The following is a 21450-nucleotide window of genomic DNA, read 5'->3' on the forward strand; positions in this document are numbered from 1 at the left end:
TGGCTTCAGAGGCCGAGCATCGCCTTCTCGGATTCGTAGGCGGCCCGGACCGGCTCCGCCCCGTAGAGCCGCTCCAGCCGCCGCACGGTGAAATGCGCCCGGGCGGTGGACTGGAAGTGGTCCATGAAGGCGGCGTTCACCGCCGCCCCACCGACGGCTCCCAGGATGGGGACGGCCTGCGCCGCCACCTTCTGGGAGACGACCAGGCCGAAGCGGGCCGCGATCTGCGTCGAGAAGCGGATCAGGGCCGGCGCGGCCTCGTCGAGGAGGGCGCGGTTGCCGGCATAGCGCGCCGCCTCGACCATCGTCTTGGCCAGGGCCGCGCGCACGGCGAAGTAGCCGCTCTCGGTGAGCGCGCTGCCCGCCGCCTCGCGACCGCCCAGGGCGAAGACCTGCACGCAGGCCAGGGCATTCTCGGGATCGCTGAGGTCCTCGCCCTCCTCCCGGGCGATCTGCGCGATCGAGCGCAGCATCAGGGTGGTGGAGACCGGCAGTTCGATCGCGAGCGTCGCGAGGCCGAAGGCGCCCCCGAGGGCACCGGAGACGGCGGCCATCGCCTTGTGGCCGAAGGCGCTGGAGGGCAGGTACTTCGCCAGGCGCGTGGTCGTGCGGACCGTCGCGGAATCCGTGTCGGCCGGACCGGCGAGAAGCGGATCGGCCGGAACCGCGATCGCGCGCCCCTCCGGCAGCGTCGCCAGGGCGATTTTGAGCGAGGCGCGCATGGCGCTCTCCGTCGCCTGCGACACCGCGTCGGTGACCTGCGCCGGCAGGGCCCGTCCGATCATGTCCAGGGGCGCGCCGGCCACGGCCGAGAGCCGCGCCGCGAGGCCGGGCTTCTCCAGCGCCTCGACGGCGCGCCGCAAAGCCGCGCGATCGGCCTCGCTCAGGCCGGGAATGCCGGGGCTCACGGCCGGGGCGGTGGTGGTGTCGTCGACGAGTTTGATGTTGCTCACGTCTGCTGTCTCATCCGTGTGCCGGGTGGGGTTTCGCGGGCCGGCCTGCGCCAGGGTGGTCCTGGCCGGTGGAAGCAAGGCCGGGGCCCCGCGGATGGTTCCCGCCGATCTCGTCGCCCGCGGCCGCTTCGGGGCGGACCGGGTCCGTCGCGGTCGCTTCGGCGGCGGACGCCTTTCGCCCGCCCGCCCGGCCGACCAGCAGGCAGAGGACGACCACCGGGATGCCGACCGCCGCCGTGAAGGCGAAGAAGACCGGATATCCGTAGGCCGCCACGACGAAGCCGGAGGTTCCGGCCACGAGCTTGCCCGGCAGCGCATAGAGCGAGGAGAAGAGTGCGTACTGCGTCGCCGCGAAGCCGGGCGCGGTCAGGCTCGACATGTAGGCGATCAGGGCCATCCCGGCGAAGGAGCCGCAGAAGTTGTCGATCGAGATCGTCGCCGTGAGACGCCAGACCTCCGGTCCGCCGAAGGACAGCCATGAGAAAGCGAGGTTCGAGGCCGCACCCAGGAAGGCGCCGACCACGAGAGTGGGGAACAGGCCGAAGCGCGTCATGGCCCAGCCGCCCACGAAGGCGCCCGCGATGCCGACCCAGATGCCGTAGAGCTTCGAGACGGCTCCGATCTCCACGAGGCTGAACCCCACCTCCCGGTAGAGGGGGCTCGCCATCACGCCGGAGATGAAGTCCGGCAGGCGATAGAGGGCGACGAGGAGCAGGATCGCCCAGAGGCGGGCGCCGAGCCGCGTGTGCAGTTCGGTGAGGGGCTCCAGCACCGCGCCCCGGAAGGTCCAGGTCCTCGCCGGGGCGGCCGGCGTCGCGTCGGTGATCGCGCGGTCGTAGGCCGGGGCGAGCAGCGCGGCCACCATGCCGACGGCCATCAGGGCCGCCATCGACAGGTAGGCGACGTTCCAGCCATAGGCGCTGGCGATGAAGAGGGCTCCGGCGCCGGCCGACATCAGGGCGAGGCGGTAGCCGAGGTTCGAGGTGGCGGCCATCACCCCCTGCAGGTCCGTGCCGGCGGCGTCGATGCGCCAGCCGTCGATGACCACGTCCTGCGTCGCGGCGCAGAAGGCGACGAGGAACGCACCGAGGCCGAGAAGCGCCAGGCTGGTGCCGGGATCGGCGAAGGCCATGAGGCTCAGCGACAGGGCGACCGCGCACTGGGTCGCGATCATCCAGGCCCGGCGGCGGCCCAGCGCCCGGCTCAGCACCGGCACGTCGAACCGGTCGATGATCGGGGCCCAGAAGAACTTCAGGCTGTAGGGGAGCGCCAGATAGCTGAACAGGCCGATCGATTTGATGTCGACGTCCGAGTAGGCGAGGCGCGTCGAGAAGGTCCCGAGGACCAGCAGCAGCGGCAATCCCGACGAGAAGCCCAGGGCGAGCATCAGGAGGATCCGGGGATCCTCGACGATGTCCCTCAGTCGGAGGCGGCGGCTCGGGATCTCCAGCGCGTCGCTTTGGGCCATGGCATGGAACTCCTGGGGGCCGAAAGGCTTGATGCCCGCAGACCATAGCAGGCCTCCGCGCCGCCCCGGCACGGGGCTGTCGCCGGGCCCGCGTGCCGTGGCGCATCGCTTACCATCGGCAGCATGCCTTCCGAAATCTTAACGCGAGGTCTCGCATCTTCCTGTTAGCGGCCCGATCGCCTCCAAGAGGTTCCTCGATCCAGGTGTTGACGGCGGGGTTTCCCGGCAGTTCAAGTCTGTGGTCGCGCCCGAGTGGACCGGCGACGGGCCAACGTTCAGGTCAACATTTCGGGTGTCTCGTCTTGGCTGAAGCCGATCATGACGCATAGGGAAACGCCGGGCACCGGAGCACGCGGCCTCGGCATCAGCGCAGGCGCATTCGTGGCGGCGTTCACCGCGAGTCCGACGCCCATGGTCCTCACCGACCCGCGCCAGCACGACAACCCGATCGTCTGGGCGAACGAGGCCTTCCTGAGCCTGACCGGCTACGCCTGGGAGGAGATTTCGGGTCGGAACTGCCGCATGCTGCAGGGACCCGAGACCGATCCGCGGGCCGTGCGTCGGTTGCGCGACGCGGTGATCGCCGGGCGACCCATCGAGATCGAGCTGGTCAATTACCGGAAGGACGGGACCTCGTTTTGGAACGGCATGACGGTCGCCCCGGTGCACGATGAGACGGGGCAGATCGTGCATTTCTATTCGGCGCAGGCCGACATGACCGGCAAGTACCGGACCGAAGTCGCGATGAAGGACGCGCACGACGAGCTCGAACGACGGGTCGGGGAGCAGACCGCCCACCTTCGCGCCGCACTCGAGCAGAAGACCGCGCTCCTCCACGAGGTCGACCATCGGGTCAAGAACAACCTCCAAGTCATCTCCTCGCTGATGCTTCTCAAGGCGCGGCGCACCCCGCGCGGAGAGGCCAAGGATGCCCTGCAGGGCATGGCGGAGCGCATCGGCGCCCTCTCGACGGTGCACCGGATGCTCTACTCCACCGGCGACGTCACGCGGTTCGACCTGCGCGAGTTCGCCGACGACTTCGTCTCGGAGCTGGTGGCGGGGCTCGACACGGACCGGACGGCCGTCAGTGCGGAGATCGACTCGATCGCCGTATCGGCCGCGATGGCGGCGCCCCTGGCGCTGATGTTGCACGAACTGGCGACCAACGCCGTCCGGCACGCATTCCCGGACAGCAGGCCCGGGCGCATCACGATCAGCGCGCAGCGCAGCGACGACGGCCTGCGCATGCTGATCGAGGACGACGGCGTCGGTTTGGCCGGTGGCACGCCGAATCCGGCCGGCTTCGGTCGCTCCCTGGTGGAGATGGTTGTGCGGCAGCTTCGCGGGGTGATCGCCTGGAGCGACGTCGCACCGGGCACCCGCGTCGAGATCCTCGTTCCCCTCGACGCGATCTCCCTCCAGAGTCCCATCACGGATCGGGCGCCGGGGCCCGAATGGGCTTCCCCATGACCGAGACGCCCCTGCGGATCCTCGTGGTCGAGGATGAGGTCCTGATCGCCCTCGAACTGGAATGCCTGCTCGATGACCTCGGCCACATCACGGTCGGCGTCGCGGGGAATTCAGCGGACGCGATCGCCCTGGGGCAGGCGACCTCCCCCGACGTGGCGTTCGTGGACATCCACCTGATCGACGGCCCCACCGGCGTCGAGGTAGCCCGCGCCCTCAGCGCCGATCCTCACACCACGGTCGTGTTCATGACCGCGAACGCCAAGCGCATCCCCGACGATTTCGCCGGCGCGGTCGGGGTCATCGCGAAACCCTATTCCGAGCGGGTGGTCGCCGGCGCGCTGCGCTACGTCGCCGACCGGCGCGCGGGCCTCGCGGCCACGGTCGAGGGGCTGGACGGGTTTCGCCTGGCCTCGGCGCCCGAGACCGGCGAGCGGCATACACCGGTCCGTTGAGGTCCGGGGAGCGGACTTCGCGGCTCCCGGCACGCGAACGGGCTAGCGATTCGTGGGTCCGGCGCCAGCGGTAGCCAAGGCGCGGCGGTTCTCAGCCTGACTGCTGACTTCTCCATAGAACTTGTTCGCATCGCCGAGCTGGATCGAGGGCTGGCAATTCGGCGTGCACGAATAGGATTCGCGCTCGAGACCGCGCTGAACCGTGATGACGGCCGCCTGCGGCGCCTGCACGCTGATCGTGGATTCCGCCAGCATGTGGCCGGCGGCGTCGAGGGCGATCAGGTTGGTGCTGCCGAAGCTCTTCCCGGTCAGGATCAGGATGCCGTTACGCTGGAGGGCGACGTCGGCGATCATCGGATTGCCGACGATGACGGTCTGGGTCTTCTCGGGCAGGCGCATGACCTTGGCGTTGTCGACCGTGACCGCCACGATGGTCGGCGGCGCGTCCGGTGCCTGAGCGCGCACCGACCCGCATCCGAAGACGGCGTACCCGGCCAGGAGAAGCGCCGTCAGGATCCGGAGAGGGATGTGGGACGGATTGGTTGGGGAGTGCATCGGACGCTCACTGGACCGCACGGCACGACGCAGATCGTGATTGATCTCGGTGCATCGGGACGCACCCACCGGCCGAAGCTCGACGACCAAGAGACACCAGTACGGTAAACGAACCGATAATCACGTTGTCCGACCAGTGATAAGAGACCCCCATCGGAACCGCCCGTGAATGCGGGGGGCGTGAAGTCGACGCGTTCGATCACCAGAAGTCTCGGATCGAGCCCCAAGCTCCGCTGACGAGGGCGGCGTGCGGCTTTTAACCAACCCTTCACCACATCACGAAGCGGTTTCCTCCGCCCGGGTTTCGGCGACCGATTTAACCCAATGGCAACGGCGCCGGGGCACACTCCACCTGTCGCCGATTGAGACGCCTACAGCGTGAACGGCACATGCCTTTCCAGGGGAGTTTTGCCATGACCACCATGTTCAAGCGTTTCGTGGCCGACGAGTCCGGCGCGACCGCGATCGAGTACGGCCTGATCGCGTCTCTGATCGCCGTCGCCGTCGTCACCGTTCTGACAACGGTCGGCACGAACCTGCGTGCGACTCTCACCACCGTGGCGAACAACCTCAAGAGCTCGTAATCGCGGTCCGCGCACCCGGGACGGTCTCGCGGCTGCGGCCCCGGTGGCCGAGCGGTTCGCTGTAGATCTTCCGATTTTGCCGGTTTCGAGGAGTATTGCGGGATGTCCGCGATGCTCCTCGCTCCGTTTCGGATCTGCGGGATCGTTCGCGCGCGTGGCGTGCGCCCTTTCGGGTTTCGCGGCACGGACTCTTAATCCCGGTCCGGGATCATGGGGCAAGGCCGGGGTTCCCCAGGGCCTTCCGCCCGCGAGAGACCCGCGCCCGCAAAATGTTGCGCCCGCAAGAGACAGGACCGAGAACGACATGGCCAGCGTCAGCCTCCTCGTCGTGTTTCCGTTTCTCATGGCCTACGCCGCCGTCAGGGACCTCCTGACGATGTTGATCCCCAACACCGTCTCGGTGGCACTGGTCGTCGGCTTCGCGGTCTTCGCCGTCGCCACCGGCCTGGGCTGGGACGATCTCGCCGGGCACCTCGGCGCCGGCGCCGCGACCCTCGTCGTGACCTTCACGCTCTTCGCCTTCGGCTTCATCGGTGGCGGCGACGCGAAGCTCGCGGCCGCGACGGCCCTGTGGATCGGCTTCGACCAGCTGGCCGGCTACCTCCTCATCGCCTCGCTCGCCGGCGGCGCACTGACCCTGACGCTCCTCGCGTTGCGCCAGCAGCCGCTCCCGCCCACGATCGCCCGCCTTCCCTTCGTGCTTCACCTGCACGATGCGAAGACCGGCGTGCCCTACGGCATCGCCCTCGCCCTCTCGGCGCTCCTCGTGCTGCCCGACACGGCCATCTGGCTTCGCCTGGTCGCGGTCTGAACGGCATTGCTCCTCGGTTCGGCAATGCGTCGAACCGATTACTCCTTGTTAACCGTAATTTGAGGAATGCCAGGCCAATCTGAACCGACACGGCGATGTGCCGTCGCAGGTTCGAGTTCGGCGATGAAACCAGCCAGACTGGCCGTCCTTGCCATAGCCCTCGTGGCAGGTGGTGGCGCGGCGTTGTTGATCAGTGGGGAGGACAGGCCGGTCGTGCAGCCGGCCGCCATCGTTCCGCCTCCCGTCGTGCCGATGACGGACGTGCTCGTCGCCGCCGCCGAATTGCCGATGGGCCAGAACATCCAGGCACCGGACCTTCGTTGGCAGCCCTGGCCCAACGATGCCGTCACCAGCGGCTACATCACCCGCACCAATTCGCCCCGCGGCATGGAGGAGATCGTCGGGTCGATCGCCCGGTCGAGTTTCCTCGCCGGTGAACCGATCCGGCCGCAGAAGCTCGCCCGCTCCGACGGCGGCTTCATGGCCGCGATCCTGCCCGCCGGCATGCGCGCCGTCGCCATCACCATCGACGCGATCGGCAGCAGCACGGCAGGCGGCTTCATCCTCCCCAACGACCACGTGGACGTGCTCCGGACCTATCGGGACGAGGAATCCTCGCGCGGGAGCGCGGAGGTACAGGTCTCGGAGACGTTGCTCCAGGACGTGCGCGTCCTGGCGATCGGGCAGATCCTCCAGGAGAAGAACGGCAACACCGTCGCCACCGGCCAGACGGCGACGTTGGCCCTGACGCCGGCCCAGGCCGAGACCGTCACGCTCGCCCAGAAAGTCGGTCAACTCTCGCTCTCCCTGCGGAGCCTCGTGGATAGCGGGCGCGCGGGCGAGCCCATTCTCGAGGGTCGTCCGGAGACGGCCCTGACCGTGGTGCGGTTCGGCGTCGCGAAGCAGCAATCGCGACGCTGAGGGAAGCACACGCACCATGACTGAGGACACGTCGATGACCCTCTCCCCCTGGCCGGCGGCGCGCCGCACCCCACTGCTGGCTTGCCTCCTCGCCGGCATCCTGCCCAACGCGATGGTCAATCCGAGCTACGGCCAGCCCTCCGGCGGACTGACGGCGGCGCCGATCCTCGCGGTCGGGACCAACGAGGCGGCGACCTCGCGCCGGATCGATCTCACCATGGGACGCTCCCTGGTGATCGATCTGCCGCGCGACGCCAAGGAGGTCTTCGTCGCCAATCCGAAGGTCGCCAACGCGGTCGTCCGCTCGACCCGGAAGGTGTTCATCATCGGCATGGAGAACGGGGCCACGTCGATCTTCATCATGGATGCCGAGGGCCGGCAGATCACGGCCCTCGACGTCACGGTGGCGCGCGACCTCAACGTGCTTCGCCAGACCCTGAACCAGAGCATCGCCGGGGGACGCTTCGACGTGCGCGCCGCCGGGGATTCGGTCGTGCTGACCGGGACCGTCAACTCGGCGTCCGAGGCGGCCCAGGCCCTCGACATCGCCAATGCCTTCGTGGGGATCTCGGCCGCCGGCGCCGCGGCGCGCGGCGCCGTCATCAACAACCTGACGATCCGCGGCAAGGATCAGGTCATGCTGCGCGTCACCGTGGTGGAGGTGTCGCGCACGGTCCTGAAGCAGTTCGGCGTCAATCTCAGCGGCGGCTGGTCCGGCCTGAACCTCGTCAACACGGCGCCGCTCGCCCTGAACGGCGGCTCGTTCCCCACCGGCAACCTCCTGTCCGGAACGATCAACGGGCCGGGCGGAGCGAACCTCACGGCCACCCTGCGGGCCTTCGAGCAGGCCGGCGTCTCCCGTGTTCTGGCCGAGCCGACCCTGACGGCGATCTCCGGCGAATCGGCGACCTTCACGGCCGGCGGGCAGATCCCGGTCCCGTCGAACCTGAGCTGTACCTCCGTCGGCACCAGCACGATCCAAACCTGCGTTCCGAGCGTCAGCTACAAGGATTACGGCGTCAGCCTCAACTTCACGCCTGTGGTGCTGGCGGAGAACAAGATCTCGGTGCGCGTGGGCACCCAGGTCACCGAGATCGACCAGCAGAACGCCTTGAACCTGAACTTCACCGGCACCACCACGGCCGTGCCGGGCTTCACCGTCCGCAAGTCGGAGACCACGATCGAGCTCGCTTCCGGCGCGACGATGATGACCGCCGGCCTGATCCAGCAGCGCAACAAGGCGGCGATCACCGGCTTGCCCGGCCTGATCAACCTGCCGATCATCGGCGCGCTCTTCCGGTCGCGCGATTATCAGCGGCAGGAAACCGAGCTGATGATCATGGTCACGCCCTACATCGCCAAGCCGATGGAGCCGCGCCAGGTCTCCCGCCCGGATGACGGTTTCGTCGATGCGCAGGATGCGCAGGCCATCCTGCTCGGGCGCTTCAACCGCCTCTACGGCGTCGCCGGCGCCAGTCCCCTCGGCAGCGCCTATCGCGGCCGCGTCGGCTTCATCACCGATTAGTCCGGCGCTCTCCCGACCGATCCAGGCGCTCCGGCCCCGGCCTCTGCAGGACCCTCCCCCGATGTCCACCTCTCCCCTCCGCACCCCCCTGGCCCTCGTGGCCGTGGCCGGCGTCGCCGCCCTGCTCGGGGCCTGCCGAGCCGATCCCGTCGTGACCACCGGCTCGCTCTATCCGGCCGACTACCGCGCGCGGCATCCCCTCGCCCTCGCCGAGGGCGTGCGCACCCTCGACGTGTTCGTCACGGGCACGGGCCATCTCGATCCGCGTCAGGCCGCCGACGTCGACGCGTTCCTGCTGGAATTCCGGCGCTACGGGCGCGGGACGCTGGCCCTCGACGTTCCCGCCGGCGGCACGCCCCGGACAGCGGCCGCGGTGGAACGGACGGCCGCGGCCCTGCATCGCATGAGCCTGAACGGCGGCGTCTCCGACCGCCAGGTGGTGGTCGCCCGTTATGCGGTGGCCAATCCGAACCTTGCGGCGCCCCTCCGGCTCAGCTTCCAGCGCATGGAGGCCAGGGGCGGGAGCCAGTGCGGAACCTGGCCCCAGGATCTGGGCGTCGGAGATCCGGCCTTCAGCGGCCGCAACGAGGCCTACTGGAACTTCGGCTGCGCGACGCAGTCGAACGTCGCCGCGCAGATCGCGGATCCCGTCGATCTCGTCCGCGCCCGCCCGGAAGGTCGGATCGATACGATCCGGCGCACGAACGACATCGGCAAGATCCGCGACGGCAAGGATCCGTCAATCGAATGGCGTCAGGATGGGAAGACCTCGATCAAGGCGCAGGTCTCCCAATAACCGCGTCGGGCGGGCGCACCGTCTCGCCCGCGACGTGCCCCATCTTCGCTCCCGCATCGGCGGCAACCTGAACCGGAATTCCCTCCATGACGGATCTGAACGAGACGTCCGAGCGCATCATCGCTCCCGTGCCGCGGATCACGATTCAGGCGTTCTGCGAGACGCAGGAGAGCGCAGCGCTGATCGAGTCGGCCGGCGCGGATCGGCGCCTGCAGAAGGCGCACATCAAGGTTCAGATGGGCGGCGGCGCGGCGGCGGTCGAAGCGTATCGGCATGCTCCCACGCCGAACGTCATCGTCATCGAGACCCAGGGGGCGAAGTCGCGCCCGCTCGAATGCCTCGATTCGCTGGCCGAGGTCTGCGACGAGGGAACGAAGGTCGTCGTCATCGGGCATGTCAACGACGTCGCGCTCTACCGGCAGTTCATCCAGCGAGGCGTCAGCGAGTACCTGATGGCGCCGGTGCGCCCGATCGATCTCATCCAGGCGATTTCGGACCTGTTCACGGCGCCGGGCGCCAAGCCGGTCGGCCGCACCGTCGCCGTCGTCGGCGCGAAGGGGGGGGTCGGCGTCTCCACCCTCGCGCACAACCTGGCCTGGACGATCGGCCGGGAGCAGGACACCGCGACGGTCATCGCCGACCTCGATATCGCCTTCGGGACCGCGAGCCTGAACTTCAATCAGGATCCGCCCCAGGGCATCGCGGAGGCTGTGTTCGCGCCGGATCGCCTGGATTCGAATCTCCTCGACCGGCTCCTGTCGAAGTGCAGCGACAATCTCTCCCTGCTCGCGGCCCCCGCCACCCTGGACCGCACCACCGATCTCGCCGAGCCGGCCTTCGACCATCTGCTCGACCTGTTGCGGGCCGCCGTGCCATGCGTCGTCCTCGACGTGCCGCACCAGTGGACCGCCTGGTCGCGACGGCTCATGATCAGCGCGGACGAGATCCTGATCGTCGCAAGTCCCGAGCTCGCCGCCCTGCGCAACACGAAGAATCTTCTGACGCTTCTGCAGCAGAACCGCCCGAATGATCGCAAGCCCCGCATCATCCTCAACGGCGTCGGGGTGCCCAAGCGTCCCGAGATCGCCGCGGCCGAGTTCGCCAAGTCCCTCGACACCACGATCACGGCCGCGATTCCCTTCGATGCCGCGCTGTTTGGGACCGCCGCCAACAACGGGCAGATGATCGGCGAGGTGCAGGCCAACGCGAAGGCGGCCGAGATCTATTCGTCGCTCGCCGCCTCCATCACCGGCCGCGCCGAACTGCGCCGGGCGCGCCCGAACCTGTTCGAGCCGCTGCTCTCCAAGCTCGCCCGTCGCAAGGCGTCGTGATGCTCCGGCCTGCTCCCCGTGACCTGATCGCCAGGAGGCTGCACCATGTTCGGTAGACGATCCGGCAGCGCAGCGGTGCAGGCGCCGCGTCCGGCGGCCGTGGTCGACAAGCCGGAAGTTTCGCTGCCGGTCCACGACGATTCCGCCCTGCGCCCCCGCGCGGAGGCGCCCCGCCGGCCCGAGCCCGCGCCCGTCACGGAGTCGGCCAAGTCCGAGGACTACTTCCGCACCAAGAGCATGATCTTCGGGGCATTGATCGAGGCAATCGATCTGTCCCAGCTTTCGCGTCTCGACGCGGAATCGGCGCGCGAGGAAATCCGCGACATCGTTTCGGAAATCATCGGCCTTAAGAACATCGTCCTGTCGATCGCCGAGCAGGAAGAGCTGCTCGACGACATCTGCAACGACGTGCTCGGCTACGGCCCGCTAGAGCCGCTGCTGGCCCGCGACGACATCGCCGACATCATGGTGAACGGCGCCAGCCGCGCCTTCATCGAAGTCGGCGGCAAGATCCAGCTGACCAACGTCCGCTTCCGCGACAACCAGCAACTGATGAACATCTGCCAGCGGATCGTGAGCCAGGTCGGCCGGCGGGTCGACGAAGCCTCGCCGATCTGCGACGCCCGTCTTCCGGACGGGTCGCGCGTCAACATCATCGCGCCCCCGCTGGCCATCGACGGGCCCGTGCTGACGATCCGCAAGTTCAAGAAGGACAAGCTGACCCTCGACCAGTTGGTGACCTTCGGAGCGATCTCGCCGGAAGGCGCCCGCATCCTGCAGATCATCGGCCGCGTGCGCTGCAACGTAGTCATCTCGGGAGGCACCGGATCCGGCAAGACCACGCTGCTGAACTGCCTGACCCGCTACATCGACGCCGACGAGCGCATCATCACCTGCGAGGACGCGGCGGAACTGCAGCTCCAGCAGGCGCACGTGGTGCGCCTCGAAACCCGGCCTCCCAACATGGAGGGGTCCGGGCAGGTCACCATGCGCGACCTCGTCAAGAACTGCCTCCGCATGCGGCCCGAGCGGATCATCGTCGGCGAGGTCCGCGGCCCGGAGGCCTTCGATCTCCTGCAGGCCATGAACACCGGTCACGACGGCTCGATGGGGACGCTCCACGCGAACTCCCCGCGCGAAGCCCTGGCCCGTATCGAGTCGATGATCACCATGGGCGGTTTCAGTCTGCCGTCGCGGACGCTGCGCGAAATGATCTGCGGCTCCATCGACGTCATCGTGCAGGCCACCCGCCTGCGCGACGGGTCGCGCCGGATCACCCACATCACCGAGGTGATGGGACTCGAGGGCGACGTCATCATCACCCAGGATCTCTTCCTGTACGACGTGCTCGGCGAGGACGCGAACGGCAAGCTCATCGGGCGCCATCGATCCACGGGTATTGGCCGCCCCCGGTTCTGGGAGCGCGCGCGCTACTACGGCGAGGACGAAGCGCTCGCGGCGGCCCTCGATGCGGCCAGCGCCGGCGGGAGTGGGCTGTGAACGCCGGCGGCCTGGCCCTCGCCTCCGGTCTCCTCGCGCTCACGGCCGGGGGCCTCGCCTACGTCTTCGTCTTTCCCTACCTCTCGGGAGAGAAGCGGTCCGCCGAACGCCGTCGCACCGTGAGCGTCGTGACGGCGCCGGGAAACCGGGTCGCGACCGTCAATCGCCGCGAGCAGGTCGCCAAGAGCCTCAAGGACGTCGAGGCGAAGCGCGAAGGTACCAAGGTCACGCTGGAGCTGAAGCTGGCCCGCGCCGGCCTGTCCTGGTCGCGCAAGCAATATTTCGCCGTCGCGGCAGTGATGGCGGTGGTGTTCGGCCTGGTGATCCTGATCGCGACCGGCAATCCCCTCGCGGGGTTGGGCGCGGTCTTCGCCGGCGGCTTCGGGCTGCCTCTCTGGCTCATCACGTATCTGCGCAAGCGGCGGATCAAGGCGTTCATCAACGAATTGCCGACGGCGATCGACATCATCACCCGTGGTGTGCGTGCGGGTATCCCGGTGGGTGACTGCTTCCGGATCATCTCGCGGGAGGCCGAGGAGCCGATCCGCAGCGAGTTTCGTCAGGTGGTCGAGTCCCAGACTCTCGGCCTGTCCCTCGGCGAAGCCCTGATGAAGATGCACGAGCGCGTGCCCGTGTCGGACGTCAACTTCTTCGCCATCGTGATCAGCATCCAGGCGAAGTCCGGCGGCAATCTGTCCGAGGCCCTCGCCAACCTGTCCCGGGTTCTGCGCGAACGCAAGAAGATGGCCGGGAAGATCCAGGCGATGAGCATGGAGGCGAAGGCGTCCGGCGGCATCATCGCGGCGCTTCCCTTCATCGTCGCCCTCCTGACCTACCTGTCGAGCCCGGATTACATCTCCCTGCTCTGGCGGACCGATATCGGGAAACTTGCCCTGGTGTGTTCCGCGATCTGGATGTCGCTCGGGGTCTTCACGATGAAGAAGATGATCAGCTTCGACGTCTGATTCGTCGATGCCTACCCGGTATCAAGTTCGAATCCTCGTCCGGTCGGATCGTACGGAGACACCGCATGCTGGATCTCATCGCCGCCAAGGTCACCGAGCCGCGCTTCCTCGGCACCGCCCTCGCCGCCATCGCGGCGGCTGCGACCGCCTTCGCGCTGCTCCAGCCGATGCTGGAGCCCGACCGCCTCGGGAAGCGCATGAAGCTGATCGGCGAGGAGCGGGAGGAGATCCGGCGCCGCGAACGCGAGCGCATGAGCTCCAAGGCGACGCTCCGGGTCGCCCCCAAGGCCTACATGAAACGGGTGGTGGAGCAGTTCAATCTCAGCCGTTGGCTCGGGACGGAGACCGCCCGCAAGCAGCTGATGATGGCGGGCTATCGGTCGCCGGGGGCCGAGACGGGATTCCTGTTCTTCCGCCTGGTGACGCCGATCGTTCTGGCTCTGGTGGCGATCTTCTACCTCTTCGTGCTCGGTGTCCTGGATCAGCCGTTTGCCATCCGCACGATGATCGTCATCGGCGTGCTCCTGTTCGGCATCAAGGCCCCGGAGTTGTACCTCCACAACCGCGCCAGCAAGCGGCAGACCGAGATCCGGGCCGCCTGGCCGGATGCCCTCGACCTCACGCTGATCTGCGTCGAGTCCGGCATGTCCGTCGAACACGCGTTCCGGCGCGTCAGCACCGAGGTGGTCGGGCAATCCATCGTGCTCGCCGAGGAACTCGCGGTCCTGACCGCCGAGCTCTCCTACCTGCCGGATCGGCGCATCGCCTTTGAAAACCTCGCCAACCGCATCGGTCTCGATCAGATCAAGGCGGTGACGACGGCACTGATCCAGGCCGAGCGCTACGGAACGCCCGTCGGCCAGGCCTTGCGCGTGCTGTCCCAGGAAAGCCGCGACATGCGGATGAACGAGGCGGAGAAGAAGGCCGCCGCCCTGCCGCCGAAGCTGACGGTGCCGATGATCCTGTTCTTCCTTCCGGTGCTGTTCGTCGTCATCCTGACCCCGGCGATGATCCAGATCTTCCGTTAGGACCCAGCCTTCACATTCGCGTGGCCCGTGACCCTTGAACGCGGCGTTGGCTCCGGAGCCGGCCCAACGCAAGGATGTTCAGCGCATCCGTTTCCTGCCATGCGACGGGGATGCTCCCAACGCTGTCACCGGACTTCGCATGAACGTCCTCACCTACGCGATCGGCGATATTCACGGCTGCGCCGATGCGTTGCTCCGTCTGTTGGAGCAGATCAACCTGCACCGGGCCGGGCGTCCGGCCCGCATCGTCTGCCTGGGCGACTACGTGGATCGGGGTCCCGAGAGCGCCCGGGTGATCGAGATTCTCAGGCACCTTCAGCGCGACGCACCGAGTGCCCTCACCTGCCTGATGGGCAACCACGAGCAGATGATGCTGGAGGCCTATCGCGACCCGCACGGAGCCTCCACCTGGCTGAGCAACGGCGGCCGGCAGACCCTCCGCTCCTTTGGGATTACCGGCCCGGAAGCGTTTCCGCCCGACGTGCTGACCTGGCTCTCATACCTGCCCACCGTCCATGAGGACGCCGCGCACTACTTCGTCCACGCCGGCTTTCGCCCCGGGCGAACCGGCGTCGATCCCGATATGTGGAACCGCCTCTGGATCCGAGAGCCGTTTCTCGGCGCGGCCTTCGACTTCGGGAAGCACGTGGTTCACGGACACACGCCGCAACTGGAGGGGATGCCCGACCGGCAACCCTACCGCACCAACCTCGACACGGGATGCGTCTACGGCCGGTGCCTCACGGCCGGCGTCTTCGATGAGACGCAGGGGCCGCCGATCGATTTTCTGCAGGTCGATCGCGACGGTTAGTTTGACGCAATTCCTTGGTGGATCGGACCGGCACAAAGAGTTGCCGAAGTGTTCGTGCGGCGGCTCGCGCCTCAGCGACCCGTCATCGGGATGCGGTGTCTGCGGAACGCGTGCCGGTCGTCCAGGGGACGAACCTCGCCCCACCCATTTCCCGCCGTCGACGCACGCCCATCTTCGAAAAGCATTGCCGAGCGTGCCCGTCAGCCTCTAGCATCCGGAGCGTCGGAGCCAATCAACGAGCGCCGCGGTCAGGGATCAGAAGCGATGTCGTGGTGCCAAGCGCCGCCCGCCCCACAGGACCGGCATCGGCGGTCCCGCCCTCCGCGTCCCCAGCCCTGCCCCCGCCTCCACGGAGCGACCACATGGACGCGGTGACCCGCCGGGCGTGGCTCGCTGGGGCGGCCGCGACAAGCCTCGTGGCCACGACCGGGGCCTCGGCGGAACCGGACCCGGGCGGTCCTTTCGACCTCGTGATACGGGGTGGCGAGGTGATCGATCCGAGCCAGTCCCTGCGCGGAAAGCGCGACATCGGTATCCGTCACGGACGGATCGCCGCCCTCGCGGCGGATCTGCCGACGGATCGGGCCAAGCAGACGATCGACGCTACCGGCAAGCTCGTGCTGCCCGGCCTCGTCGACCTCCACGCCCACACCTTTCCCTATGGCTCGGCGATCGGCATCCCGGCCGATGAGACGGTCCCGTTCTCCGGGGTGACGACGGTGGTCTCCGCCGGAGACGCGGGCGCCAACACCATCGCCGCCCTGCGCCGACACATCGCCGCGCAGACCCGGACGCGGATGTTCGCCTTCGTGCACATCGCCAATCACGGACTGTCGGCCTTCCCCGTCGCGGAACTCTACACCATCGACAACGCCCAGGTGGACGCCTGCGCGCTGGCCATCGCGGAGAACCCGGACTTCGTCCTCGGCGCCAAGGTGCGAATGTCGGAGAACGTCATCTTCAAGCATGGCGCCGAGCCCCTGCGCCGGGCGATCCAGGCCTGTGAGCTATCGGGACGACCCGCCAAGGTGATGGCGCATATCGGCGGCGTCGAGACTGCCGACCTGATGAGCCGCATCCTCGACCTGCTGCGGCCGGGCGACATCCTCACGCACTGCTACTCGGGCGCGCCCAACATGGCTGGGCAGTTCACCAACATCGTCCAGGATGGCAAGCTCCTCCCGGCGGCCCTGGCCGCAAAGCAGCGCGGCGTCGTGTTCGACATCGGCCACGGTGGCGGTTCCTTCGATTTCACCGTGGCGGAGGCGGCCATCGCGCAGGGAGCTCCGCCCGATACGATCTCGTCGGATCTGCACGTCGTCTCCGGCAATACGCCGGGCATGCCGTTCCTGCCCCTGGTGATGAGCAAGTTCCTGCCCCTGGGCTTCAGCCTGGAACAGGTCATCGCGATGGCGACCGCGGCACCCGCCCGGGTGATCGACCGGGACGCGAAGCTCGGGACGCTGCAGGTCGGTGCGCCGGGCGACGTCTCGGTGATGGAATGGGTCGAGCGGCCGCTCTCCGTGGTCGACACCCGCAACAACCGCCGCGACGGAACGGGCTTCCTCTCGCCCGTCCAGACCGTGAACAACGGCGTCCCGTTCGGACGCCCGTATCAGCTGCCCTTCTCCGTTCGATGAGGCCGACCGGCTATTTTTCTGTTCATCCCGCGCGGGAGCGGCGCGGGATATGAAACGCCGCCGACGGGGACGGGTTTTCGGCGCGACCTCGACGACGACCCTCGTGTATACCAGCGGCTCGGCAGCGACCCGTTCGCGAGGGTTCGAGCCGCCGACGCCGCGCGCTCCGATCCTCATGCCATCCTTATAAAATCGCGTGGCGCGCTCACTCGAACCCTAATGCGGTTCCCGTCCATGCTCCGGGCGAGCGTGATCGGTCGTGACGACCCGGGCCGATCCGCCGCACAGGATCGGACCCCTCATGCTCGACATCGCCTTCCTGGCCACAGGACTCGCCTTCTTCGGTCTCGCCGCCGGGTACGCCCTGCTGTGCGAACGCCTCTGAGCGCGCTGACGGGAGCATCCCCCTCATGACCCTCGACCTCACCCTCGGCGCCCTCGTGACCCTGGGGCTGCTCGGCTACCTCACCTACGCCCTCGTGCGCCCCGAGCGGTTCTGACGCGCCCTCCGGACGAATTCCCAAGGACCACCTCCATGACCATCAACGGCTGGATTCAGGTCGCGCTGTTCTGCGCGATCGTGCTGGCGCTCGTCAGGCCGCTCGGCGGGTACATGACCCGCGTGTTCCAAGGCGAGCGTACCCTTCTCTCGCCCGTTCTCCGGCCCGTCGAGACCGGACTCTATCGCCTGGCCGGCATCGACGCACGGGGCGAGCAGAGCTGGCTCAGCTACGGGCTCGCCATGCTGACGTTCCACGCCCTCGGCTTCGCCATGCTCTACGGGCTCCTGCGCCTGCAGGACGTCCTGCCTCTGAACCCGGCCGGACAAGGGGCCGTGGCGCCGGATCTCGCCTTCAACACCGCGGCGAGCTTCGTGACGAATACCAACTGGCAGAACTACGGCGGCGAGAGCACCCTCTCCTACCTGTCGCAGATGCTCGGGCTGACCCACCAGAACTTCCTCTCGGCCGCCACCGGCATTGCCCTCGCGGTCGCTCTCGTTCGGGGCTTCGCGCGAGCTTCGGCCCGGACGGTTGGCTCGTTCTGGGTCGATCTGACCCGCTGCACCCTCTACGTGCTGCTGCCGATCTGCGTGGTCTACTCCCTGTTCCTGGTCTCACAGGGCATCCCCCAGACCCTGGGCGCCTCCATCGAGGCCACGACGCTCGAAGGCGCCACCCAGACGATCGCAATCGGGCCCGTGGCGAGCCAAGTCGCGATCAAGATGCTCGGCACCAACGGCGGGGGGTTCTTCAACGCCAACGCGGCTCATCCCTTCGAGAACCCGACCGCGCTGTCCAACTTCATCCAGATCGTCTCGATCTTCGTCCTCGGCGCAGCGATGACCAACGTCTTCGGCCGCATGGTCGGCGACGAGCGGCAGGGTTGGGCGATTCTCGGCGCCATGGGCGTGCTGTTTCTCGCCGGCGTCCTCGTCACGTACGCCAGCGAGGCCGCGGGCAGCTCCGTGCTGAATGGGCTCGGGCTCGCGGGCGGCAACATGGAGGGCAAGGAGCTACGCTTCGGCATCGTCGCCTCGGCGCTGTTCGCGGTGGTGACCACCGCCGCCTCCTGCGGCGCGGTCAACGCGATGCACGACAGCTTCACCGCCCTCGGCGGCCTGATCCCGATGATCAACATGCAGCTCGGCGAGATCATCGTCGGCGGCGTCGGCGCCGGCCTCTACGGCATGCTTGTCTTCGTCATCGTGGCGATCTTCGTCGCCGGGCTCATGGTCGGCCGGACCCCCGAGTATCTTGGCAAGAAGATCGAGGCGCGGGAGGTGAAGATGGCCATGCTCGCCATCCTGTGCCTGCCTCTGATGATGCTGGGATTCACCGGCCTCGCCACCGTGGTGGCCGCCGGCCTCGCCGGCCCCGCCAATGCCGGGCCGCACGGATTCTCGGAGATCCTCTACGCCTTCACGTCCGCCGCGGCCAACAACGGCTCGGCCTTCGGCGGCCTCAGCGGCAACACGCCGTTCTACAACACGACGCTGGCGATCGGCATGCTGGTGGGGCGGTTCTTCGTGATCATCCCCGCCCTCGCCATCGCAGGCGCCCTCGCCGCCAAGAAGACCGTGCCGGCTTCCGCCGGAACCCTGCCGACCCATGGGGGGCTTTTCATCGGCATGCTGGTCGGCGTGATCCTGATCGTCGGCGGCCTGACGTTCTTCCCGTCCCTGGCTCTCGGCCCGATCGTCGAGCACCTGGCGGGCACCGCAGGCCTGACCTTCGCGACGGGCGGCTGAGCGGTGCGCCCCGCCCTTCCACCGCGCCGGGTCCGGCGCCACCACCTTCACGGGCTCCGATCCGGTACCCGCCAGCCTCACCCAATTCCCGGGGCCCGGCCGCCCCGGCTCTCGGACCTGATCCTGGCGGTGCTCGGTGTCACCCTCCTGGGCGCCCTCGCCCTGGTGCTCGCCGCCGAGTTCACGCGCCGTGCCCTCGCACCCTGACCAGCCACGGACCCGGCGCGTCGCGCCCGGCCGTCCCGCGCCCCTTCGTGGACCCCCCATCATGTCTCGCTCCTCCACGTCCCTCTTCAGCGCCGCCCTCGTCGGCCCGGCCGTCGTCGGCTCGATCCGCAAACTCGATCCCCGGATCATGATCCGCAATCCCGTGATGTTCGTGGTCGAGGTCGTCGCGGTCTTGACCACCGTCCTGTTCGTCCGCGATCTCGCGACCGGCGCGTCCGGGCTCGGCTTCTCCGGCCAGATCATCCTCTGGCTCTGGTTCACGCTGATCTTCGCCAACTTCGCCGAGGCCTTGGCCGAGGGCCGCGGCAAGGCGCAGGCCGACAGCCTGCGCCGGACCCGCACCGAGATGACCGCCAAGCGCCTCACCGGTCCGGGCGATGCCTGGGACTCGGTGCCCGGGACCGCCCTGAAGGTCGGCGACGTGGTGCTGGTGGAGGCTGGCGACCTGATCCCGTCCGACGGTGAGGTCATCGCGGGTGTCGCCTCCGTCAACGAGGCGGCCATCACCGGCGAGTCCGCACCGGTGATCCGGGAATCCGGCGGGGACCGGTCGGCGGTGACGGGCGGAACCCAGGTCCTGTCCGACGCGATCCGGGTCCGCATCACGGCGGCGGCCGGCTCGACCTTCGTCGACCGCATGATCGCTCTTGTCGAGGGCGCGTCCCGCCAGAAGACCCCGAACGAGATCGCCCTCAACATCCTGCTCGCCGGCCTGACCCTCGTCTTCGTGTTCGCGGTCGCCTCGATCCCGAGCTTTGCGAACTACGCCGGCGGGGCGATCCCCCTGATCGTCCTCGTCGCCCTGTTCGTGACTCTTATCCCAACCACCATCGGTGCGCTCCTGTCGGCCATCGGCATCGCCGGCATGGATCGCCTCGTTCGCTTCAACGTCCTCGCCATGTCGGGCCGCGCGGTCGAGGCCGCCGGTGACGTCGACACCCTCCTGCTCGACAAAACCGGCACCATCACCCTCGGCAACCGTCAGGCGACCGAATTCCGGCCGGTTGGCGGGGTGGACGAGCACGATCTCGCCGACGCGGCACAACTCGCCTCGCTTGCCGACGAGACGCCCGAGGGCCGCTCGATCGTGGTGCTGGCCAAGGACCGCTACGGCATCCGAGCCCGCGACATGGCAGTCCTGAACGCCACCTTCGTGCCGTTCACGGCCCAGTCGCGGATGTCCGGGGTCGACCTCGACGGACGGTCGATCCGCAAGGGTGCGGTCGAGGCGGTGATCGCCTCTCTGGGAGTACAGCCGATCGCGTCCCGCGGCGCGAATGCGGCGCTCGCCTATCGACCGGTCGAGGACTCGCAGGCCGTGGTGGAGATCAGGGCCATCGCGGAGACCATCGCGAAGGCCGGCGGCACGCCCCTGGCGGTCGCCCGCGACGGGCAGCTGCTCGGCGTCGTGTTCCTGAAGGACATCGTGAAGGGTGGCATCCGCGAGCGCTTCGCCGAACTTCGCCGCATGGGCATCCGCACGGTGATGATTACCGGCGACAACCCCATGACTGCGGCGGCCATCGCGGCAGAGGCCGGCGTCGACGATTTCCTGGCGCAGGCCACGCCGGAGGATAAGCTCGCGCTGATCCGGCGGGAGCAGGCGGACGGCAAGCTCGTGGCCATGTGCGGCGACGGCACCAACGACGCGCCCGCCCTGGCCCAGGCCGATGTCGGCGTCGCCATGAACACCGGCACGGTGGCGGCGCGTGAGGCCGGGAACATGGTCGATCTCGATTCAGACCCGACCAAGCTCATCGAGATCGTCGGGATCGGCAAGCAGCTCCTGATGACCCGCGGGGCCCTAACCACGTTCTCCATCGCCAACGACGTGGCAAAGTACTTCGCCATCATCCCGGCGATGTTCCTGACGCTCTACCCGCAGCTTCAGGCCCTGAACGTCATGGGGCTCGCTTCGCCCCAGAGCGCGATCCTGTCGGCGATCATTTTCAATGCACTGATCATCGTGGCGCTGATCCCGCTCGCCCTCCGAGGCGTCTCGTATCGGGCGGTGGGAGCCGCCGCGCTCCTGCGGCGCAACCTGCTGATCTACGGCCTCGGCGGCATCCTGGTGCCGTTCGTTGGCATCAAGGTGATCGACCTCGCCGTGAACGCTCTGCACCTCGCCTGACCCCCCCCCTTCCTGTCCGAACCAGAGTTG

21 protein-coding genes are annotated in these 21450 nt (G+C 68.2%); 18 read left to right on the forward strand and 3 right to left on the reverse strand.

Going from position 1 to position 21450, the window contains the following annotated elements; genetic code table 11:
- Positions 1 to 5: 5 nt before the first annotated feature.
- Together AC6EUL_RS17945 and AC6EUL_RS17950 are read right to left on the reverse strand one after the other, a co-directional pair.
- Positions 6 to 953, reverse strand: a complete 948-nt coding sequence (locus tag AC6EUL_RS17945; RefSeq protein ID WP_499871720.1) for an EcsC family protein — start codon at positions 951 to 953, stop codon at positions 6 to 8.
- Positions 954 to 963: 10 nt separating this feature from the next.
- Positions 964 to 2421 (reverse strand): AmpG family muropeptide MFS transporter, encoded by a 1458-nt coding sequence (locus AC6EUL_RS17950; protein WP_499871722.1) that lies wholly within the window; start codon positions 2419 to 2421, stop codon positions 964 to 966.
- Between the two features lie 318 nt (positions 2422 to 2739).
- Here AC6EUL_RS17950 and AC6EUL_RS17955 point away from each other — a divergent pair, with 318 nt between their 5' ends.
- Both AC6EUL_RS17955 and AC6EUL_RS17960 read left to right on the forward strand, forming a co-directional pair.
- Positions 2740 to 3891: a histidine kinase dimerization/phosphoacceptor domain -containing protein gene (locus tag AC6EUL_RS17955; protein ID WP_499871724.1), complete on the forward strand. Its 1152-nt coding sequence runs from the start codon at positions 2740 to 2742 to the stop codon at positions 3889 to 3891.
- Positions 3888 to 4343 (forward strand): response regulator, encoded by a 456-nt coding sequence (locus AC6EUL_RS17960; RefSeq protein WP_082487410.1) that lies wholly within the window; start codon positions 3888 to 3890, stop codon positions 4341 to 4343. Before AC6EUL_RS17955 ends, AC6EUL_RS17960 begins: the two co-directional genes overlap by 4 nt.
- A gap of 42 nt (positions 4344 to 4385) precedes the next feature.
- Here the strand turns inward: AC6EUL_RS17960 and AC6EUL_RS17965 are convergent, their stop codons facing one another.
- On the reverse strand, positions 4386 to 4898 hold the full coding sequence (locus AC6EUL_RS17965) for a pilus assembly protein N-terminal domain-containing protein (protein WP_082501303.1): 513 nt from the start codon (positions 4896 to 4898) through the stop codon (positions 4386 to 4388).
- Positions 4899 to 5311: 413 nt separating this feature from the next.
- Here AC6EUL_RS17965 and AC6EUL_RS17970 point away from each other — a divergent pair, with 413 nt between their 5' ends.
- From AC6EUL_RS17970 to kdpB, 16 genes are all read left to right on the forward strand, one after another.
- Positions 5312 to 5482: a Flp family type IVb pilin gene (locus AC6EUL_RS17970; RefSeq protein WP_056222398.1), complete on the forward strand. Its 171-nt coding sequence runs from the start codon at positions 5312 to 5314 to the stop codon at positions 5480 to 5482.
- 304 nt (positions 5483 to 5786) lie between these two features.
- Complete coding sequence (locus tag AC6EUL_RS17975) at positions 5787 to 6293, forward strand: A24 family peptidase (RefSeq protein ID WP_056274464.1); 507 nt, start codon at positions 5787 to 5789, stop codon at positions 6291 to 6293.
- A 123-nt stretch (positions 6294 to 6416) separates the two neighbouring features.
- Entirely contained in the window at positions 6417 to 7214 is a 798-nt protein-coding gene (gene cpaB / locus AC6EUL_RS17980; protein ID WP_056222406.1) for a Flp pilus assembly protein CpaB, read from the forward strand.
- 34 nt (positions 7215 to 7248) lie between these two features.
- Positions 7249 to 8739: a type II and III secretion system protein family protein gene (locus AC6EUL_RS17985; RefSeq protein ID WP_056351305.1), complete on the forward strand. Its 1491-nt coding sequence runs from the start codon at positions 7249 to 7251 to the stop codon at positions 8737 to 8739.
- A 61-nt stretch (positions 8740 to 8800) separates the two neighbouring features.
- A complete protein-coding gene (locus tag AC6EUL_RS17990) occupies positions 8801 to 9535 on the forward strand; it encodes a CpaD family pilus assembly protein (RefSeq protein WP_056351303.1) in 735 nt (244 codons plus the stop codon).
- An 86-nt stretch (positions 9536 to 9621) separates the two neighbouring features.
- On the forward strand, positions 9622 to 10866 hold the full coding sequence (locus AC6EUL_RS17995; RefSeq protein WP_056222418.1) for a CpaE/TadZ family protein: 1245 nt from the start codon (positions 9622 to 9624) through the stop codon (positions 10864 to 10866).
- Positions 10867 to 10911: 45 nt separating this feature from the next.
- Complete coding sequence (locus tag AC6EUL_RS18000; protein ID WP_056222422.1) at positions 10912 to 12366, forward strand: TadA family conjugal transfer-associated ATPase; 1455 nt, start codon at positions 10912 to 10914, stop codon at positions 12364 to 12366.
- Positions 12363 to 13331 (forward strand): type II secretion system F family protein, encoded by a 969-nt coding sequence (locus tag AC6EUL_RS18005; RefSeq protein ID WP_056274451.1) that lies wholly within the window; start codon positions 12363 to 12365, stop codon positions 13329 to 13331. The genes AC6EUL_RS18000 and AC6EUL_RS18005 overlap by 4 nt, the downstream gene beginning before the upstream one ends.
- A gap of 65 nt (positions 13332 to 13396) precedes the next feature.
- Positions 13397 to 14359: a type II secretion system F family protein gene (locus tag AC6EUL_RS18010; RefSeq protein ID WP_056222428.1), complete on the forward strand. Its 963-nt coding sequence runs from the start codon at positions 13397 to 13399 to the stop codon at positions 14357 to 14359.
- Between the two features lie 139 nt (positions 14360 to 14498).
- Positions 14499 to 15170: a metallophosphoesterase family protein gene (locus tag AC6EUL_RS18015; RefSeq protein ID WP_499871790.1), complete on the forward strand. Its 672-nt coding sequence runs from the start codon at positions 14499 to 14501 to the stop codon at positions 15168 to 15170.
- 362 nt (positions 15171 to 15532) lie between these two features.
- Complete coding sequence (locus AC6EUL_RS18020; RefSeq protein WP_499871731.1) at positions 15533 to 16810, forward strand: amidohydrolase family protein; 1278 nt, start codon at positions 15533 to 15535, stop codon at positions 16808 to 16810.
- A 259-nt stretch (positions 16811 to 17069) separates the two neighbouring features.
- The gene (locus tag AC6EUL_RS18025; RefSeq protein ID WP_274534757.1) at positions 17070 to 17195 is read left to right on the forward strand and encodes a hypothetical protein; all 126 of its coding nucleotides are present in this window, start codon (positions 17070 to 17072) and stop codon (positions 17193 to 17195) included.
- 25 nt (positions 17196 to 17220) lie between these two features.
- Positions 17221 to 17310: a K(+)-transporting ATPase subunit F gene (locus AC6EUL_RS18030; RefSeq protein WP_036267122.1), complete on the forward strand. Its 90-nt coding sequence runs from the start codon at positions 17221 to 17223 to the stop codon at positions 17308 to 17310.
- A 35-nt stretch (positions 17311 to 17345) separates the two neighbouring features.
- Positions 17346 to 19061 (forward strand): potassium-transporting ATPase subunit KdpA, encoded by a 1716-nt coding sequence (gene kdpA / locus AC6EUL_RS18035; protein WP_499871734.1) that lies wholly within the window; start codon positions 17346 to 17348, stop codon positions 19059 to 19061.
- Positions 19062 to 19064: 3 nt separating this feature from the next.
- Positions 19065 to 19268, forward strand: a complete 204-nt coding sequence (locus AC6EUL_RS18040; protein WP_056222440.1) for a hypothetical protein — start codon at positions 19065 to 19067, stop codon at positions 19266 to 19268.
- A 61-nt stretch (positions 19269 to 19329) separates the two neighbouring features.
- Positions 19330 to 21420: a potassium-transporting ATPase subunit KdpB gene (gene kdpB, locus AC6EUL_RS18045; protein ID WP_499871737.1), complete on the forward strand. Its 2091-nt coding sequence runs from the start codon at positions 19330 to 19332 to the stop codon at positions 21418 to 21420.
- The last annotated feature ends 30 nt before the right edge of the window (positions 21421 to 21450 follow it).

Source organism: Methylobacterium sp. 001424705, from assembly GCF_059816145.1.

Bases quoted from the DNA above. Each gene is read 5' to 3' on its own strand.
- AC6EUL_RS17950 (WP_499871722.1), bottom strand. From the start codon at position 2,421: ATGGCCCAAAGCGACGCGCTGGAGATCCCGAGCCGCCGCCTCCGACTG.
- AC6EUL_RS17955 (WP_499871724.1), top strand. From the start codon at position 2,740: ATGACGCATAGGGAAACGCCGGGCACCGGAGCACGCGGCCTCGGCATC.
- AC6EUL_RS17960 (WP_082487410.1), top strand. From the start codon at position 3,888: ATGACCGAGACGCCCCTGCGGATCCTCGTGGTCGAGGATGAGGTCCTG.
- AC6EUL_RS17965 (WP_082501303.1), bottom strand. From the start codon at position 4,898: ATGCACTCCCCAACCAATCCGTCCCACATCCCTCTCCGGATCCTGACG.
- AC6EUL_RS17970 (WP_056222398.1), top strand. From the start codon at position 5,312: ATGACCACCATGTTCAAGCGTTTCGTGGCCGACGAGTCCGGCGCGACC.
- AC6EUL_RS17975 (WP_056274464.1), top strand. From the start codon at position 5,787: ATGGCCAGCGTCAGCCTCCTCGTCGTGTTTCCGTTTCTCATGGCCTAC.
- cpaB (WP_056222406.1), top strand. From the start codon at position 6,417: ATGAAACCAGCCAGACTGGCCGTCCTTGCCATAGCCCTCGTGGCAGGT.
- AC6EUL_RS17985 (WP_056351305.1), top strand. From the start codon at position 7,249: ATGACCCTCTCCCCCTGGCCGGCGGCGCGCCGCACCCCACTGCTGGCT.
- AC6EUL_RS17990 (WP_056351303.1), top strand. From the start codon at position 8,801: ATGTCCACCTCTCCCCTCCGCACCCCCCTGGCCCTCGTGGCCGTGGCC.
- AC6EUL_RS17995 (WP_056222418.1), top strand. From the start codon at position 9,622: ATGACGGATCTGAACGAGACGTCCGAGCGCATCATCGCTCCCGTGCCG.
- AC6EUL_RS18000 (WP_056222422.1), top strand. From the start codon at position 10,912: ATGTTCGGTAGACGATCCGGCAGCGCAGCGGTGCAGGCGCCGCGTCCG.
- AC6EUL_RS18010 (WP_056222428.1), top strand. From the start codon at position 13,397: ATGCTGGATCTCATCGCCGCCAAGGTCACCGAGCCGCGCTTCCTCGGC.
- AC6EUL_RS18015 (WP_499871790.1), top strand. From the start codon at position 14,499: ATGAACGTCCTCACCTACGCGATCGGCGATATTCACGGCTGCGCCGAT.
- AC6EUL_RS18020 (WP_499871731.1), top strand. From the start codon at position 15,533: ATGGACGCGGTGACCCGCCGGGCGTGGCTCGCTGGGGCGGCCGCGACA.
- AC6EUL_RS18030 (WP_036267122.1), top strand. From the start codon at position 17,221: ATGACCCTCGACCTCACCCTCGGCGCCCTCGTGACCCTGGGGCTGCTC.
- kdpA (WP_499871734.1), top strand. From the start codon at position 17,346: ATGACCATCAACGGCTGGATTCAGGTCGCGCTGTTCTGCGCGATCGTG.
- kdpB (WP_499871737.1), top strand. From the start codon at position 19,330: ATGTCTCGCTCCTCCACGTCCCTCTTCAGCGCCGCCCTCGTCGGCCCG.